The sequence below is a fragment of the Pradoshia sp. Z5_111 genome, assembly GCF_058267535.1.
Window position 1 is genome coordinate 1 of the sequence record NZ_JBZCPQ010000012.1, and the last position, 15,482, is coordinate 15,482.

At 38.1% G+C, this 15,482-nt stretch carries 19 protein-coding genes and 5 tRNA genes; 3 read left to right on the forward strand and 21 right to left on the reverse strand.

The window, feature by feature from the left end:
• Position 1: 1 nt before the first annotated feature.
• From AC4D4A_RS17110 to AC4D4A_RS17135, 6 genes are all read right to left on the reverse strand, one after another.
• A tRNA-Lys gene (locus AC4D4A_RS17110) sits at positions 2–77 on the reverse strand.
• A gap of 4 nt (positions 78–81) precedes the next feature.
• A tRNA-Gln gene (locus AC4D4A_RS17115) sits at positions 82–156 on the reverse strand.
• 68 nt (positions 157–224) lie between these two features.
• Positions 225–301 (reverse strand) — tRNA-Asp (locus AC4D4A_RS17120).
• Between the two features lie 5 nt (positions 302–306).
• A tRNA-Met gene (locus AC4D4A_RS17125) sits at positions 307–380 on the reverse strand.
• Between the two features lie 37 nt (positions 381–417).
• A tRNA-Glu gene (locus AC4D4A_RS17130) sits at positions 418–492 on the reverse strand.
• A 198-nt stretch (positions 493–690) separates the two neighbouring features.
• Positions 691–1,155, reverse strand: coding sequence for a SprT family protein (locus AC4D4A_RS17135; RefSeq protein ID WP_490996980.1), 465 nt, complete (start codon positions 1,153–1,155; stop codon positions 691–693).
• A gap of 114 nt (positions 1,156–1,269) precedes the next feature.
• Between AC4D4A_RS17135 and cmpA the strand changes: the two genes are divergently transcribed.
• Positions 1,270–1,389: a cortex morphogenetic protein CmpA gene (gene cmpA / locus AC4D4A_RS17140; RefSeq protein WP_139063802.1), complete on the forward strand. Its 120-nt coding sequence runs from the start codon at positions 1,270–1,272 to the stop codon at positions 1,387–1,389.
• 20 nt (positions 1,390–1,409) lie between these two features.
• On the opposite strand, the gene AC4D4A_RS17145 is transcribed toward cmpA, so the two are convergent.
• The 14 genes from AC4D4A_RS17145 to acpS all read right to left on the reverse strand — a co-directional run bounded on the left by AC4D4A_RS17145 (position 1,410) and on the right by acpS (position 12,622).
• Complete coding sequence (locus AC4D4A_RS17145; RefSeq protein ID WP_490996981.1) at positions 1,410–3,575, reverse strand: Tex family protein; 2,166 nt, start codon at positions 3,573–3,575, stop codon at positions 1,410–1,412.
• 104 nt (positions 3,576–3,679) lie between these two features.
• Positions 3,680–4,282, reverse strand: coding sequence for a PP2C family serine/threonine-protein phosphatase (locus tag AC4D4A_RS17150; RefSeq protein WP_490996982.1), 603 nt, complete (start codon positions 4,280–4,282; stop codon positions 3,680–3,682).
• The gene (sigB, locus tag AC4D4A_RS17155) at positions 4,279–5,079 is read right to left on the reverse strand and encodes an RNA polymerase sigma factor SigB (protein ID WP_490996983.1); all 801 of its coding nucleotides are present in this window, start codon (positions 5,077–5,079) and stop codon (positions 4,279–4,281) included. The genes AC4D4A_RS17150 and sigB overlap by 4 nt, the downstream gene beginning before the upstream one ends.
• Positions 5,057–5,530, reverse strand: a complete 474-nt coding sequence (gene rsbW / locus AC4D4A_RS17160; protein WP_066102448.1) for an anti-sigma B factor RsbW — start codon at positions 5,528–5,530, stop codon at positions 5,057–5,059. The genes sigB and rsbW overlap by 23 nt, the downstream gene beginning before the upstream one ends.
• On the reverse strand, positions 5,527–5,859 hold the full coding sequence (locus AC4D4A_RS17165) for an anti-sigma factor antagonist (RefSeq protein ID WP_066102453.1): 333 nt from the start codon (positions 5,857–5,859) through the stop codon (positions 5,527–5,529). Before AC4D4A_RS17165 ends, rsbW begins: the two co-directional genes overlap by 4 nt.
• Before the next feature lie 61 nt (positions 5,860–5,920).
• Positions 5,921–6,931 (reverse strand): PP2C family protein-serine/threonine phosphatase, encoded by a 1,011-nt coding sequence (locus tag AC4D4A_RS17170; RefSeq protein WP_490996984.1) that lies wholly within the window; start codon positions 6,929–6,931, stop codon positions 5,921–5,923.
• An 11-nt stretch (positions 6,932–6,942) separates the two neighbouring features.
• Positions 6,943–7,344, reverse strand: a complete 402-nt coding sequence (locus AC4D4A_RS17175) for an anti-sigma regulatory factor (RefSeq protein ID WP_066102671.1) — start codon at positions 7,342–7,344, stop codon at positions 6,943–6,945.
• Between the two features lie 4 nt (positions 7,345–7,348).
• A complete protein-coding gene (locus AC4D4A_RS17180; protein WP_066102458.1) occupies positions 7,349–7,705 on the reverse strand; it encodes an STAS domain-containing protein in 357 nt (118 codons plus the stop codon).
• Entirely contained in the window at positions 7,702–8,538 is an 837-nt protein-coding gene (locus AC4D4A_RS17185) for an RsbT co-antagonist protein RsbRA (protein ID WP_490996985.1), read from the reverse strand. The genes AC4D4A_RS17180 and AC4D4A_RS17185 overlap by 4 nt, the downstream gene beginning before the upstream one ends.
• Positions 8,539–8,875: 337 nt before the next feature.
• On the reverse strand, positions 8,876–9,238 hold the full coding sequence (locus AC4D4A_RS17190) for a type II toxin-antitoxin system PemK/MazF family toxin (RefSeq protein ID WP_066102464.1): 363 nt from the start codon (positions 9,236–9,238) through the stop codon (positions 8,876–8,878).
• Complete coding sequence (locus AC4D4A_RS17195) at positions 9,231–9,512, reverse strand: CopG family ribbon-helix-helix protein (RefSeq protein WP_049672447.1); 282 nt, start codon at positions 9,510–9,512, stop codon at positions 9,231–9,233. Before AC4D4A_RS17195 ends, AC4D4A_RS17190 begins: the two co-directional genes overlap by 8 nt.
• A gap of 160 nt (positions 9,513–9,672) precedes the next feature.
• Positions 9,673–10,845 (reverse strand): alanine racemase, encoded by a 1,173-nt coding sequence (alr, locus tag AC4D4A_RS17200; protein ID WP_490996986.1) that lies wholly within the window; start codon positions 10,843–10,845, stop codon positions 9,673–9,675.
• Between the two features lie 123 nt (positions 10,846–10,968).
• Positions 10,969–11,979, reverse strand: coding sequence for a LolA family protein (locus AC4D4A_RS17205; protein WP_490996987.1), 1,011 nt, complete (start codon positions 11,977–11,979; stop codon positions 10,969–10,971).
• Positions 11,980–12,268: 289 nt separating this feature from the next.
• Positions 12,269–12,622 (reverse strand): holo-ACP synthase, encoded by a 354-nt coding sequence (acpS, locus tag AC4D4A_RS17210; protein WP_490996988.1) that lies wholly within the window; start codon positions 12,620–12,622, stop codon positions 12,269–12,271.
• A 96-nt stretch (positions 12,623–12,718) separates the two neighbouring features.
• On the opposite strand from acpS, the gene AC4D4A_RS17215 reads away from it, so the two are divergent.
• Entirely contained in the window at positions 12,719–13,306 is a 588-nt protein-coding gene (locus AC4D4A_RS17215; protein ID WP_490996989.1) for a rhomboid family intramembrane serine protease, read from the forward strand.
• A gap of 82 nt (positions 13,307–13,388) precedes the next feature.
• On the forward strand, positions 13,389–14,528 hold the full coding sequence (locus tag AC4D4A_RS17220; RefSeq protein ID WP_490996990.1) for an AimR family lysis-lysogeny pheromone receptor: 1,140 nt from the start codon (positions 13,389–13,391) through the stop codon (positions 14,526–14,528).
• On the opposite strand, the gene uvsE is transcribed toward AC4D4A_RS17220, so the two are convergent.
• Positions 14,488–15,474 carry a UV DNA damage repair endonuclease UvsE gene (uvsE, locus tag AC4D4A_RS17225; RefSeq protein WP_490996991.1) on the reverse strand — a complete coding sequence of 329 codons (987 nt, stop codon included), beginning with the start codon at positions 15,472–15,474 and terminating at the stop codon, positions 14,488–14,490. The genes AC4D4A_RS17220 and uvsE overlap by 41 nt on opposite strands.
• Positions 15,475–15,482: the final 8 nt, after the last annotated feature.

Consider the following 15,482-nt stretch of genomic DNA (forward strand, 5'->3'; position numbering starts at 1 on the left):
ATGGTGAGCCATGAAGGACTCGAACCTTCGACCCTCTGATTAAAAGTCAGATGCTCTACCGACTGAGCTAATGGCTCTAAATGGCTGGGCTAGCAGGATTCGAACCTACGAATGACGGAGTCAAAGTCCGTTGCCTTACCGCTTGGCTATAGCCCAAAGGTGTTTTATAACACACTTTTTATTATAATCACTTTTCTCTTGTAAGATAAGTGTTATTTTATAAATGGCGGTCCGGACGGGACTCGAACCCGCGACCTCCTGCGTGACAGGCAGGCATTCTAACCAACTGAACTACCGGACCATTTATTGCGGGGACAGGATTTGAACCTGCGACCTTCGGGTTATGAGCCCGACGAGCTACCAGACTGCTCCACCCCGCGACGATATTAATCTCGCTCAAACAATCTGAGGTTTGATTGGTGACCCCTACGGGATTCGAACCCGTGTTACCGCCGTGAAAGGGCGGTGTCTTAACCGCTTGACCAAGGGGCCGTTCATTACTTTCAGTCTCTCAAGCACTTTCTCATCTCTCTAAAACTTCAAGTGCCCTTGTCGACTTTATCTATTATAATGAATCTCTTTTAACATGTCAACACTTTTTTTAAAAAAGTTTTTTTGTTAAAGTTTCGATGTCATTTTTGTTTTCGGCTTTAATAAGGCCGCTCAAATAAGTTACCATGTTAGCAAGGTCTATGTCAACGATTTTTTTAAAATAATTTTTCCGCGACATTTTCCACATACATATTTCTTCGTATCAAGCTGTCTTTTTCGTCTATATTCCAGGCCGCAAGACCGGCATTCATAAATCCATTTCACAGGTCGTACAGCTCGGATATTACTTTCCAAAGTCGAGCAAAAACGAGGTGAGTTGGTCTTTGCCATCAATTGTTTAAAGTCCCGATCACCATGCCTGTATCCCTTCCCTTGGAGATGTAGGTGATAATGGCATAATTCATGTTTAATAATTCCCTTTATCTCTTCCATTCCTAGTTCATCTAAGTATCTTCGATTAATCTCAATATTATGGCTGACTAATAAATACCGTCCCCCTGTTGTTCTTAACCTGTTATTAAAAATCGCCTTATGAGTGAATGGCATTCCAAAATCCTCTATGGATATTTTTTCAACTAATTTCTGTAATTCCCGGTCCGTCATAAGTTAAACCTCCACACTTTTAAAGTAACAAACCCGACGGCTATTACATACAATAAACTAACCATGGGCTTATCACCTATTCATAGTACAACATTTATGAAAGGAGGTCTAAACATGCCTGCTTGGTTACAAAACCAAATTCAAAGAGCCTTTCTTGAAAAAAACAGCAAGCAAGTACAGCTATTGAATCAATGTTGGTTTTTTTATAAAAAAAGCATTGCCCAATATGATTAAGGCAATGCTTCACGTTTATATTAGCCAGTCGGATTTATCATTGTAAGGGCAATTCGTTCTTTAGGTATATCTACTTGATCAACCCAGACAGTAACCACATCCCCAACTGATACAACATCCATTGGGTGCTTTACATATCGATTGCTCAATTTTGAGATATGGACTAAACCAGCCTGCTTTACGCCAATATCAATAAATGCACCAAAATCAACGACATTACGAACAACACCTTGAAGCTCCATCCCTTGCTTAAGATCTTCCATCTTGAGCACATCGGATTTTAATAGAGGTGCAGCCAATTCGTCACGCGGATCTCGTTCTGGTCTCATCAAGGCATCCAGAATATCTCCTAGTGTGATTTCGCCAATATTCAATTTCTCCGCTATCTCACTTTTCTTCACCGTGGTTAGCGCTTCTCTTAATCGTTCACTTCCTAAATCATCCGTTGTGAAACCGAGCATTTTCAACAAAGAACGAACGGACTGATAGTTTTCAGGATGTATTGATGTTCGATCAAGCGGCTCTTCCCCACCAATTACTCTTAAAAACCCAATGGCTTGTTCATAAGTTTTCGCACCAAGCCTTGGAATCTTTTTTAAAGAAGCCCGATTTCGGAATGCTCCTTCTTCCTCTCTCTTTTTTACGATATTTTGAGCTACAGACTTGGAAAGACCCGCCACATATTGCAATAGGGAAGGAGAAGCTGTGTTCACATTAACCCCCACTCGGTTTACTGCCGTTTCAACCACAAAACCAAGTGACTCATTCAGTTTTTTTTCTGAAACATCATGTTGATATTGGCCAACACCTACAGATTTAGGATCTATCTTCACCAATTCAGCCAGGGGATCCTGTAGTCTTCTTGCAATCGAGACCGCACTTCGCTGCTCGACCTGTAAATCTGGAAACTCTTCTCTTGCGATATCCGACGCCGAATAAACACTTGCCCCGGCCTCATTTACAATTACGTAATAGATTTTTTCACTTTGCTTCTTCAACGTATCTGCAATGAATTGTTCTGTCTCTCGAGATGCTGTTCCATTCCCGATTGTGATAATTTCTATATTATATCTTTTGAGTATAGTCAGAATAGTCTCCATTGATTCTTTCTTTTTAGCTACTGGAGGATGCGGATAAATCACTCCTACCTCAAGCATTTTTCCTGTAGGATCGACTACTGCATATTTACAGCCTGTACGATAAGCAGGATCTACACCCAATACCATTTTTCCCTTTAAAGGCGGCTGAAGCAGTAAATTTTTGAGATTCTCAGAAAAAATATAGATAGCTTGATCTTCAGCCTTTTCCGTCAATTCATTGCGAATTTCTCTTTCAATAGAGGGCTGAATCAATCGCTTATAGCTATCTTCTATTGCTTCCTTTATAATCCCTGCACTCGGGTTGGTTGGATTCAAATTCATTTTTCTGGCGAGATATTCCATTATTTTTTGTGTATCGTTTTTGATGGAAACTCGGAGCACTCCCTCTTTTTCACCACGATTAAGCGCCAAAATTCGATGAGGAACTATTTTTCCAATTGCTTCCTCATAGTCATAGTACATCTCAAATACCTTTTTCTCATCTTTTTCTTCATCTTTACTTACAGATTTAATCGAACCAAACTTAAATGTCTCATCCCGAATCCATTTTCTAAAAGAGGCATTATCAGATATATTCTCTGCTATAATATCTTTCGCACCATCTATAGCTTCTTCTGGCGTTGCCACTCCCAATTCCAGATCAACAAATTGAGCAGCTTTTTCAAGCGGATTTGCAGTTTGAGGAGCTTCCATAATCCATTTCGCCAACGGTTCTAATCCTTTTTCTTTTGCAACCGTTGCTTTTGTACGACGCTTTTGTTTAAAAGGACGATACAAATCTTCAACAGTTTGCAGTTTTACTGCCTTGATGATTTGACGCGATAACTCGTCTGTGAGTTTCCCTTGCTCCTCAATAATACGCAGGACTTCTTCCTTTCTTTTTTCCAAATTATCGAGATAGCTCCACCGTTCAGAAATCGTTCTAATTTCAACCTCATCCAATGAGCCAGTCATTTCTTTTCGATACCGAGCGATAAAAGGAATAGTATTACCATCCTCTAAAAGCGCCAATACATTAGATACTTGACTCCCCTTAACCGAAAGCTCTGCCGCTATATATTGAACCAATTCATTCTTTGACTTCATTAACAAACCTTCCCTCTGCAAATAATTACCTTTATAGTATCATAACCTTTTCTGCTTCAAATACTGGACTATCCCAAATAACACAAAAAAGAAGTCTCTTATAATTATAAAAGACTCCCAAAAATAAATGTAATATCGTCGTTCAAAGCACTATTTTGACTTTCTAATTTTTTCGCAGTTTCTTCAAGAGAACTAGCATTTCGCAAGAAATTTTTCGTTCCCTTCATTTCAAATCCATCGGAGTGAATGAAAAATTTAGTGGCCGGAGTATATGTAAACTGTTGAGTATGGAATTTCTGTTTTCTTCCAGATAAATATCCGGTTACAGGTAGGGGATAAATCATTTTATCATTTGGAGGATATAGATAGAAACGAATATTACCAACACAGCTATACTGGAATTCTTTCTTTTTGAAATCTACTTTTAAAATAGCGACAGCGGCGCCTCGCTTTCCTAACAAAGCCTGATTACATCGTTCCATAATAGCTCCAACATCCTCACTCTGATATTCCCGGACTACATTAGTAACCGCCCGAGAAGATTCATGAGCAAACTCCCCTGAACCCAATCCATCTGCGATGACACATACAAAGTAATCATCCGTCACTTCATAAAAATAGTCATCTCCACATAACAGCTTTCCTTGTTTAGGTGACTGAGACACAATTAATTGTACTCTACTATCCCTTAGCACTTCGTGATTCACCGTATATACTCCGAATTCTCAGCATTAATAGCTTCCTGCAATTTTTTTATCGCACGGCGTTGAAGACGGGATACGTGCATTTGAGATATACCTAATCGATCTCCAGCTTCCTTTTGACTTAGATTCTCTAAATAGGTGTATTGTATGATTTTCTTTTCGCGATCTGATAATACATGGAGAACTTTCTCCAAGACCAATCGCTGATTCACCTTTTCATACCCCTCGTCGACATTTCCGAAAATATCTAATAACGTGACTGTTCCACCGTCTGAATCTGCCTCGATTGAGTGATCCACTGATAGAGCTTGATAACTTTTACTCATTTCCATCGCTTCTAAAATCTCTTCCTCAGAAACTTCTAAGTACTGAGCAATTTCTTCAATCTTAGGGGAGCGATGTAACTCTGAGGTAAGTTCTTCAACAGTCGACTTGATTTTCGGGCCAAGTTCTTTAATTCTGCGAGGAACGTGGACACTCCATGTTTTATCCCGTAAAAAGCGTTTAATCTCCCCAATTATCGTCGGGACAGCAAAAGCTTCGAAGCTTTTTCCGAAGGAATCATCATACCTGCGAATCGCACCCAGCAATCCAATCATACCAACCTGAGCAATATCCTCATGATACGATTTTCCCTTTGAGTACTTTCTCGCAATCGTTTCAACTAGCCCCGTATAGTGCTGAACAAGTTGAGCCTGTGCTTCTTCATCTCCATGGATTTGATAGGCTTTAATCCATTCCGTGACTTGGTCTCTCATTTGTGCCTTTTTCTCATCACTAGTTTGAGATTGTTTCTGCATCACTCTCCACCTGCTCTCCCTCAAGAAACTTCGTCATGAACACTGTAACACCTTCATTATGGTGTATTTTCACTTCATCCATGAGCGTTTCAATCAGATATAGACCTAATCCTCCTTCTCTTAAGAATTCCACTGATTGGTCTCTCTCATAAGGCCCCAAGCCTTGTCGCACCTCTTCAAAATCACAGCTTTCTCCATTATCGACCACCATTACTTCAAGTCGGTCTTCATATAATCCAAAGCCAATGATAACTTCCCCATCACGCTCGCCCTTGTACGCATGCTGAACTGCATTTGTACAAGCCTCACTCGTAGCAATTTTCAAATCTTCTATACTATCATATGAAAAACCCATACGGCTGGCTATTCCCGATAAAGTTAGTCTCATTACCCCGATAAATTCAGGTTTTGCAGGTATCTTCATTTCAATATATTCGTATGTTTCACTCATTGCGTTCCACCCTCTGCATGGCTTTTTATATGGATTATATCCGCTAAACCAGTGATTTCAAAAAGACGATGTAATCTCTCTGATAGTCCGATGATTCTAAAATCTCCATTGTGCGCTCGAACATTTTTAAATAATCCTACAAATACTCCAAGACCCGTGCTGTCCATATAAGAAACATCGGTTAAATCAATAATCATGACTACTTTATCTTGATCCGACAAAGGAAATAATGTCTCCCTTAACTTCGGTGCCGTGTATGCATCTATCTCGCCTTTAACATTTACATGTATTTCAGAATTCACATTTTGTACATCAATAGAAATATTCATGAATTGTACCTCTCCTCAAAAAGTCATGTTCCGCTATCCTTCTTTACCCGAAATTATCCATTTAAAACTTCCGTCTCATAATTATCAAGGTAAAATCATCCCTCAATTGAAAATGTTGCATCTTTTCCAACTTTTTATAGAGATTGTTTACGATGGTTTGGGCATCTAAATGAATAGATTCCCGAATAAATTGAACCAACGTATCTCTTTCTATAAATCCCTCATTTGTCCTGCACTCTGTTACCCCATCTGATAGAAGGATAATCATATCGCCTATTTCAATCTTTCTTTCATATTGCCTGTATACTGTTTTTTTATCTACACCAAGCAACAGACCCTTAGCAGTTAACTCGGTAAATTCATTTTTTTCGTAGTTATAGAAAAATCCCGGTTCATGGCCTGCTGAAGCATATGTAAAAATATGATTCGAGGGATCATATAGACCATAGAACATCGTTATGAACATACTCGGTCCAACATTTTGCTCCACAACACGGTTAATGCTTTCCAGAACACTCGCTGGGGATGTGCGATGCTCTGGTAAGGAATCCATCGCGTACTTAATCATGGACATACATAATGCCGCCGGTATCCCTTTGCCAATAATATCAGCAATCGCTACAGCCACTCGATTATGCTCATCCTGAACAAAATGAAAATAATCTCCGCTCATGTGCTTAGCCGGAACACTTATGGCTCCAATTTCAAGATTTTTTAGTACAGGAACTCGCGTTTCCAATAAAGTCTGCTGAACATTAGCCGCTATCTCCATCTCACTCTTCAGTTCTCTTTGTTGATGGCGGAGGCTCTGCAATTCACGAAATGCCACACCATACTCCATCATAATTTCCAATAAAAAATCAAAAGAGTGGCTAACTTCCTCCGAAATATCAGGATGTATTTCTTTTAGCGTATTTTTATGCAAACTTATTATCTCTTCAGGTGATACCATCTGTTCTATAGCTTCTTTGCTGATTTTATGCCCGAGATATAACGCTTTTTCCGTATGCTCTTTCAAGTAATTCGAGAGAGCTTCACGGTATCTTTCCTCCATGCACTCTCTATTTTCCACATATCTTCCCCCTATCGGAGCCATTTAGTAGACATTATTCGCGTACCCTTTCCAACATCAGAGTCAATATCAAAGTCATCCATCAATCTCTTGACTCCCGGCAAACCAGCTCCCAGACCTCCTGATGTTGTATATCCATCTTCCATTACTCTTCTTATATCACTTATTCCAGGACCATTATCCTCTGCTATGACTCTAAGACCTGTTCTCCCATTGTCATAGACCTTTTCAATGCATATTTGGCCCTGCCCTGCATAGAGATAGATATTCCTTGCTAATTCGCTTATGGTTGTGGTTATTCTTGCCTGATCCACGGTGCCAAACCCCAGCTCTTTGGCCACATTTCTGCCCACTTGTCGGGCTGCAACAATATCCCACTCATTAAGAATTTTTACGTAGGATTGGGTGCTCATCATGCTAGTCCCCCAGTTCCTTTTGTAATTTCTCCAAACCCTTTTCAAGATCCAACGCTGTCATAACATCGGATAATGTAATGCCTAATTCAATTAATGTGATGGCAACTGCAGGCTGTATTCCCGTAATCACTACTTTTGCTCCCATTAATTTTGACATGTCAATGACATCGCCAAGGACTTTTGCTATAAAAGAATCGATGATATCTACTGATGTTAGATCGATCACCACTCCATTTGCATTTGTTTCATGTATCTTATGCAGTAAATCCTCCTGAAATTGCAGTGCTGTTGCGTCATCCAATTCCCATTGAATAGAAATCAGGAGACAATCATGCAATTTTAATATTGGAATCCTCATACTAATTCCTCCGGTGTTACGATAATTTTTCTATTTGTAATTTCCAGGGCAGCCTCTACACCCTTTTTCAATGTATTTTTAGTGATGATTTCATCTAAATTAATGCCGAGGTTGACAATTGTTTGAGCAATCTCCGGACGTATTCCTACCAACATACAACGGGCACCAACCAAACGAACAGCTTCTGCTGCCTGAATAATATGATGAGCCACCATGGTGTCAACGACAGGCACTCCAGTAATATCAATCAAGACTACCTCTGAACGATGCTTCACTACACCATCTAAAAGGTTCTCCATAATTTGTCGCGCACGCTCTGTGTCTATAGTGCCTATAAGAGGCATTACAGTAATCCCTTCAAATACTGGAATAAGTGGTGCTGATAATTCCTGAAGTGCAATTTTTTGCAAAGAAACTGTTCGTTCCCACGTAGATGTATAAACATTCAGAATTTCATTATTTAAAGGGGTAATCCACTCGTCAAAATCCAGCACAATCTCAAGCTGGTTATCCCTTGTCATTACCCCTTCATTTACCATACCGTCTGTAACAACCACATTAAATGCTTTCAATCCTTCATTCACAAATGTTAACGGCCATCCTAAACGAATAATTTTAGCTGCAAAATCGCTAAGTTTCACTTTAAATTCTTCATCAGAATCTTTAATATTAGAAATCAACACTTCAATAAATTCATTGCTTGTGTGAATAAACATTTGATCTGAAACAATCTTAATGACTCGATCATCCGCTTTATCCTTTACACGATGAATCCATTGCTGCAAAATGACGTCTTTATGACTCTGGATATAGTTTTGCACAAGTTTATTCATTAGTTCCTCCTCCATCAAGTTTTCTGTTTGATCATTTTATATGGATACATGTACTTTAATTTATTAAATAATTTCAAAAAAATCATATTCACAAACTATTATAAACACTTAAAAAGGAAATAGGAAATCTTAAATCCCTTCGTAATATTGCCTTAATAGCGCTACCACCTATTTGTAATTTCTATAACCTATACTTCATTCCCTTTTTGTTATTAACTTAAACTAAAAATAAGTCTTTCTAAGTTAAAAAGCACAAAAAAACTGCCAAGAATTCATGATTCTTGGCAGTCTAACCTTCAACACAGAAGTATATTAATTATTAATAATCTTTTTACTATTACAATTCCACGAGTCCCAGACTGATTTGGAGCGCATTATCAACCTTACGCATCATTTCATCATCCAGCTGTGTTATTTTATCTGTCAATCTCTGCTTATCAATTGTTCGAATTTGTTCAAGTAAAATAACAGAATCGCGCTCGAATCCATATTTTTGGGCGTCAATTTCTACATGGGTAGGCAGTTTCGCTTTTTGTATTTGAGCCGTAATTGCCGCAATAATTACGGTAGGGCTAAATCGATTACCGATATCATTCTGAATAACAAGTACAGGTCTTACCCCTCCTTGCTCAGATCCAACCACTGGAGACAAATCAGCGAAATACACATCACCACGTTTAACATTTAAACCCTTATTCACCGCTAACTAAACGCTCCACAGCATGTTCAGCTTCATACTCTGCCTGGAAAGCTTCTGCAGCCATAGTTAAATTAATATTGGCCATCTCCATATATCCACGGCGCATGGATTCGCGAAACTCTTTCTTTTTACGTTCTTGCAAGTACATTTTAGTTGCTTGATAAATAAATTCGCTTCGATTCACATTTTCTTCTCTCACGTATCCATCCAACTCACTTAGCAAATTTTGGGGCAAGCGTATTAGAATTTCCGTAGTTGCACTGGACTCAGACACAGGCAAACACCTCCACCATCACTACAAACCACATAGTTCTTTACTATTATATCTTACCATTATTACTTCTGCATGCAAAGGTGTCTAGTACATTTCTTTCTTATTATGAGACTAAATAGTTGCCCTTTATTCATTATTCATGCACATATGTGCTAAATAATTAATAATGAAATAACTGATTTACAGTTTCAACAATTAAACCATCCTGCTTATACACTCGAGGGACTCTGCTTGATAGTTGACAAATAACCTCGTAATTAATCGTTTCTAATTTCTCAGCTATCTCATCAACCGTAATTGTCTCATCACTATCGCTTCCGATGAGAGTAACCACTGTATCCTCAGGAACGCCCTGATCTAATTTAACCATGCATTGATCCATACAGATGCGTCCAACAATAGGCGCCCTATGTCCATTAACCAGTACAGATTGCCCAGATAATTTTCTGATCCATCCATCCGCATATCCAATAGGCAAAGTGGCAATCCACTCAGGCTCACCCGCTGTATACGTCGCACCGTACCCTACTGTATCCCCCATTGCAATCTTCTTGATTTGCTTTATCTTTGTATAAAGAGATAAAGCAGGCTTCAACGTTACAGGGAGATCGTTTGTTATTTCCGGTGATGGGCTTAAGCCATACATAGAAATACCGAGTCTTACTGTATTGAAATAGGCATCAGGATATCTCATAGCTGCCGCACTATTACTAGTATGAATGTAAGGCGGCAAGTATTCCATATTATCAAGAATCTCCTTGAATTTCAACAATTGGTTTTGGGTTTTGTCCAAGTCCAACTCATCTGCACTGGAAAAATGAGTGAATATACCTTCAAGATGAATATAATCTTGATTCTTAAGCATATATTCAATTTCTTTCATTTCTTGTATATTTCTTATCCCAAGCCTGCCCATGCCTGTATCAATTTTCACGTGTATGTTTAGCGGTTTCTTTATATTTTCTTCCTGTAAATATGCTATAGCTTTCCCTATCCAATCAATGTCATGTACATTTAATGAAATATTGTACTGCACGGCTACCTTCGAGTCTTTCGCTCTAGTGGAACCAAGTACTAAAATCGGTACTTTTATACCTGCCTGACGCAGCCTGATCGCTTCATCCAAGAAAGCTACGGCCAAACTGGTTGCTCCGGCACTTAATGCCATTTCAGCTACTTGCCGATCTCCATGCCCATACGCATTTGCCTTTACAACCGCCATGATGTCAGTAGTTGGAGGCAAAAGATATCTAAACTGTTCAACATTATGCTTTATATGATCTAAATTGATTTCTGCCCATGTATCTCTATACGATAATTGACTATTTTTCATAAGAGGTTTACCTACCTTTAGATGATTATAATTTGATTATTCCCCTTAATGAAAGGATAGTCAATTCATTCCTCAGAAACTAAAAAGAAATAGACCTGCCTTTATTAACAGGTCCATTCACTCCTATTTTTCTGCTGTTTCCTGCACTGATTTCGCAACCATGACCATCTCGTCTGCTGTGAGATTTTTTGCTGCCAGCATGAAATCGATCCCTTCATAAGACCAGGATATGGAGTTTTCGGTCATATTGCCAATCGTGAAACCTAAATCAACAGGCTCACCTTCTGCTATGGTGACCGCAGCTTCTTTGACAATCTTTGATTTAGTTTCTATTAACGTGTACTGTTTTTCATCACCCGCAAATGTCAGAACAGCTCGTTTCCCATCCTCTGTTTCAATCAGTTTCTCGCCTGCAGGCTCCACACCCTGTATCTCGGCTGTTGGATATTGAGTTACAAAATCAATCTCTTCCTCAGAAGACATGACCGGCACTTCCAATTGTGCTCCTGTCATATTCTTTTTCACATCAAAATCGCTATTGCTGTAATTCGGATTGAACTTCGTTTTTTCAAATTCAACTTGAACTAATGTATTACGATCAGAATCCATTACCTCTACACTTACCGGCTCCAGTGTTTTACGGTCAAATTTCACAACCTGCAGCGGGAGCATCTTATTGTTCTGATATCTTGTTTTTGTCTCAAACACATAATTATCCTCTGTTGCCTTAAAGGTTGCATCCTCATCAACAGTTACATCCGTAATTAAAGACTCATACAGATAAGCCTGAGAGCTATTTTTTGGCCACTCACTTTGAAACTTAAAACTTTTATTAAGCGCTGGTGTTAATACAAATACCCCTTCTTTATTCCGCAAGATGATTTGACTTTGATCTTTTTGAGCATTTTTCAAGTTTACCCGGTAATTGGATGGAGATTGATACCACACTTCAACATCATACACTTGTGGCTCCGTGCCCATTTTTAAGGTCATTTTCGCATCTGCTTTGTATCCCTTTAATTCATTCATCTTTTCCGTTAATGCGTCTACAACTTCAGTTTGCGATTTTTCCCCGCAGCCTGCTAAGACCAACATAAATCCCAATGTCAGCGTCAGCATCATTAACCTCCTCAAGATCTCATCCCCTTTTAACAGTAGTAAGTAAAAGGGAGAGGAAAGCCCGATCCGGTTCGTTCATTTACATTCCAGTACATTTTAAGATACATCTTTTCAAAACATTCTTTATTTCTGCTATTCTTATGTTAATTCATTATCGCTGCCTGAATGCCCACAAAGAGTGTTATATCTTAAATACGTATGGGTAATAAATGTCCAAAACAAGGCCTTGTCTCTCCAATTCGTTAATTGAATATATGAGACAAACCTTCTGATTATGTGCTTGCAGGGGACAAACATTTTATTTTTATCTTTTTTCGAGTAGAACCTGAGCAGCCGCATATTGTTTAGTATGGGTAATACTTAAGTGTGCCTTTACCTCTAAAGGATGTTTGATCATTGGTTTACCATTCTTATCAGGAATAATACTAATATCATGGAACGATAATTTACCGCCGATACCTGTACCATTTGCTTTCGAAAATGCCTCTTTAGCAGAAAATCGTCCGGCAAACCACTCAATTTTCCGATTTTCGCCAAGTGACAGATAGTATTCCTTTTCATCTTCAGTTAGTATACGATCAACAAATTTAGGCTGCCGTTTAAGAATATCTCTCACTCTCTCAAGTTCAATAATATCGATACCAATTCCAACAATCATTGGTTCACACCCTCACAATTAATATAGCTATTTACGTTTAAACACTACCTCATTATAAATGATTTACCAAATCTTATTATGTAAGGATGATGTCTTTTGTTCACTCGTACCGAAAGTTTCGGGCAATTTATTCGTTTTTATCCAGGAGTCAGTCTTTTAACAGCTGTTTGTGTAGTCCTTTTTATTATCACTTCTTTGCCAATCTCTCTTGGAAGAGATCTTTACACCTTATTTAGTGGAGTTAACCTTTTCATTGCAGAGGGTGAATATTGGAGATTGGTCACACCAATCTTTCTTCACATTGGCTTTTCCCATCTATTATTCAATAGTTTCTCCTTAATTATCATTGGTCCTGGATTGGAAAATATATTAGGTACATTTCGATTCATTCTACTTTTTATACTGTCTGGCACCCTTGCAAATGTTCTTACATTCTTTGCAGAACCTTTAATGTATGCTCATGTGGGGGCCAGTGGTTCCATTTATGGATTATTTGGATGTTTTGTTTATATTATCTTTTTTAGAAAAGATTTAATTTCACCACAAAATTCACAGGTGATACTAGCTTTAATTATAATCGGTGTAGTCATGTCTTTTTTTCAATCATCTATTAATATTACTGGGCATCTCGGCGGTCTTATAATGGGCTTCGCACTCTCCCGTCTTTTTTTAGTTAACCGATAATTGGATGAATCTATTTCCTCTCTAGGAAAAATTAACTATAATAGAAATAGTATCTTTAAATTAGAGAGAGAAGGTAGAAGCTATGGATTTATCATTCAGTAAATTTTTGATTCCTCAACCCATAAAAGGAAATGGCCAAGAATGCCTTACATTTTCTATCCCTGAATGGATAAATTTATCTGACACCTTCTCTATTCATACATATGAACAGTATCATCCAATCTATGTCATGCAGGCTATGGCTTCTTTATCACTGACAAATGAAAAGGAAGCCTTCAAAATTGTAAAATTATATTACTGCAAATGTACATCTGGAGTAGTTCAGAGACTCTTTGTCCTGGAATATTTATTCCGTTTAGGATGCATGGATTGGATTAAAACATTAATACTCGAAGATTCCTCCAACCCAGAAAATAATGAATTAAGAAAGGTATTTGCTATTTATATTGCTCAGGCAGAAGGTCAGATCGATAACTCAGAGCTTATTGATCAAGTATTTAATCTGTCATCGAGCTGTTTAGAAATTAATATTGCTTCTATCATTTCACATATGTATGGTATTAGTCAGTTAAGATTGCAAGAGCCACTCAATAAATTAATAAAAGCCGTCGAACCCATGCTTTTACTGTGTAAGGAGAAGGATTTACTGTCTATCTTTAAAATACAGCTTGGAGAAATGTATTTAGTCTCTATGTTATGCAGCAGCACAAATCCAGAGAACGTTCGAAACGCCTGCCAACAATACTTTAACAATAAAGATTTATTGCAACAATTCCCTACTCTGGAAATCAGCCTGTCTCACATCATAGCTCATTCTTATATGTTCGATAGTTTCCTTATAGCAAAAGAATGGGTTATGACGGGATTGACTCTGTTGAAAAATGTCCATACGCAACGCAGACCTTATTTAGAGGCTTCACTTAATTGTTCTTTGGATATATTCAGGAGCTTATGGCGCAGAGAATTGGATATACAACCGACATCACCATCCGAAAAAGCCTATCGTTATATGGTAACTGGCCAAACGAATCAGGGAAGCAAGTTATTAGAGACATTGCAAACAGAAAAAGGATCTCTCACCCTTTTTGAACACTTTTATTTAGCTATTGGTAAAGGTCCTCAAGAATTACGAGAGGCACAGCACCTTTTCATACATAGCCGTAATTACTATTATGCCAAGCTTATTGACTTTCATTTGTCACAGGCTCATACGAAAATATAGCACCACCCATTATTTTAAAGCCATCCAGCAATTTTAATTGCTCGATTAACTTGAAAACAGCGAAATCTTTATGCTTTGCCTCCAGCATACAATCAATTTGGCTTGTCAAATGATTATTGCCCCGCACTAATTCAATCATTTCTTCTTTTTGCACATGATCAGCATGTGCTTTTTTATTTTTTTCATTCTTCGGAGATGAAAGATGTACTTTAACAGGCAAGCTTGAATTACCCCAGGTTTGTACAATCCTTGGCCATTGCTCTTTCCAATCTCCCTGACTATTTAGTTTATGATGGTGCAAATCAAATACCATGGGAATAGATAGTTTTTCACACAGGTAAAGGGTATCCTGTATGCCAAATAGCGTATCATCATTTTCCAATATAATCATTTCCTGAATATCCGCAGGCACATATCCCCAATTATGAATAAATTGTTCAAGAGCTTGTTCCTTATCTTGATATAAACCACCAATATGTAATACACAACGATGTTTTGGCGATAATCCAAAAGCTTTTAGTAATCGAAAATGCATCCTTAATGTCTTAATTGATGTTTTCAAGATATTCTTATCTTCACTATTTAAAACAACGAAGTGATCCGGATGAAAATCAATTCTCATATGAGAATGCTTTTTTAGATATTCTTTAATCGCACTTGTTTCCTCTTTTATACCGGCCATATAGTTCCAATCTTCTAAATCCGGATGGTTGGCAAGTGGTATTAATTTTGAGGAAAATCGAAAGAATTGGATACCATTTACTTCATTATGAATTAATAAACGAAGGCAGTTTTTAAGATTGGTTTTTGCAATTTTCTCCAGTCTTTTTATAGCGGCTTCTCTATTTGCCAGCTTGCTGAATTGCGCATATGTCATTGTTTTTGAGGGGGATGCATTTTTCAATTCCATACTCATAGCTACATAACCTAAGCGAATAATAGTCATAAGATTTA